The following is a 1627-nucleotide window of genomic DNA, read 5'->3' as shown; positions in this document are numbered from 1 at the left end:
AGCTTGTCGTTTAACCCCTGACCTGTGGGTCACGGCTGCGCTCGGTGTCTCGTTTGACGGTCTTGCCGACGTCGTAGCGGGTGGCGCGGTGCCGATTGGTGACCCCCGGTGGCCGTCCAGGTCCAGGATGGGTGGGTTTCGGTGCGCTGGCCGGCTGAGTGGTCTTCGCCCGTAGGTAGCGAAACCCGCGCCGGACTCGGGCCGGGGTCAGCCGGTCGGGGCGCAGTGGTCGTTCCCAGGGCCGGCGCAGGTCGGCGGCCAGCGGGCGGGCCAGCCGCAACTGGGTGTAGGCGGCGATGATCAGCCAGGTCCAGCGGTCGGCCGCCTGCGGTGATCGGATTCTGGGAGCTGTCCAGCCCAGGGTCTGCTTGAACAGCCGGATGGTGTGCTCTTCGTCGAAGCGGCGCAGATAGGCCTGCCAGCAGCGGACGACCTCGGCGGCCAGGGCGTCGAGGTCGTCGTCGCTGTCGGCGGCGGTGTGTGAGGACCACAGCCAGACCGGTTTGGCCCCGCGTTGGCCGGGCAGGTGCTCGACCTGCAACCGGATGAGCGTGCCCTCCACGATCGGCAGGGTGCCGGGGTGGCCGGCCCAGGCTCCGCGGTGGGTCAGCCGGGGATGCATCCGGTCCCAGCCGGTGGCCTCGGCCTGCCCGTAGCGGGGGGTGTCGGTGGTCGACCGGGTGGTCGGCGCCAGCCAGGTCGCCGGGTCGGCCAGGGTCATGGCCGTCCCGTGCCGGCGCGGCCGGCCCACCGGCCCGGGCCCATCAGCCGGGCGCTGGCAGGCCGGGCCGAGGAGCACCCGGTCGGCGCGCAGCCGCCCGACCAGGTGCACCGGCAGGTCGGCCAGCACGAACGCCAGCCGGCACACGTCGTAGCCGGAGTCCAGCACGACCATGATCGGCGGATCCCCGACCTGCCAGTGCCCGGCCGTGCGCAGCCGGCCGAGCACCGCACGCAGCTGGGCGGCGGTGACCGCGGTGACGTCATCGGCCGGGCCGAGGCGGACCACGTCCAGCGCCGCGGTCCAGCTGGTCGGCCCGCTCTCCAGTGCGACGACCAGCTGGTACGGCCAGCCCGGGATCTGCTGATCGGCCTCCCGGAGCCGGCCACGGCCGTAGACGTGGCAGAACAGCCGATCGGGGCAGGTCGGCGCGTCCGGGCGCAGCCACGGGGTGGCGTCGACGGCCAGCACGATCCGCCCGCCGAACATCCGCGGCACCGGCAACCGGACCAGCGCCCGGCGCAGACGGTCGTCGTCGACCTGGCCGTGATTGAGCGCGTCATACAGCGCGCCGTGCCCACGGCGATGCTCTGGGGTCAGACACAGCCCGACCAGCGTGCGCACCGGCCCATCGGCGCACAGCAGTGCGTCGGTCAGCTCGAACAGCTCATCGGCCCGCGGGCCCAGGCACCCGTATAGCTCGCCGCGGAAGCCTCGCAGCCGTTCGGCCGCCTCCGCGGCCACGCTCTGGTCAACCGCACCGACCGAGTCCAGACTGTCCACCGCGGCCACCGCCGTTCACTTCGAGGCTTCGCAACTCCGAAGGATCCAGCGGTGGCCGCCCCCATGCCAGCCCCAGAATCACAGCTCTGTCATCCCAGTGGCCGAGGGGTTAAACGACAAGCT

General features: G+C 72.7%; 1 protein-coding gene. It reads right to left on the bottom strand.

Annotation, left to right across the window (positions count from 1 at the left end; all coding sequences use genetic code 11):
* Positions 1-10: 10 nt before the first annotated feature.
* Positions 11-1504, bottom strand: coding sequence for an NF041680 family putative transposase (locus tag CNO22_RS26990; protein ID WP_232807398.1), 1494 nt, complete (start codon positions 1502-1504; stop codon positions 11-13).
* Positions 1505-1627 lie beyond the last annotated feature (123 nt).

The sequence above is a fragment of the Geodermatophilus chilensis genome (assembly GCF_002802985.1).
In the GTDB taxonomy this organism is placed as follows: domain Bacteria; phylum Actinomycetota; class Actinomycetes; order Mycobacteriales; family Geodermatophilaceae; genus Geodermatophilus; species Geodermatophilus chilensis.
This window is presented reverse-complemented; position numbering and strand designations above follow the sequence as displayed.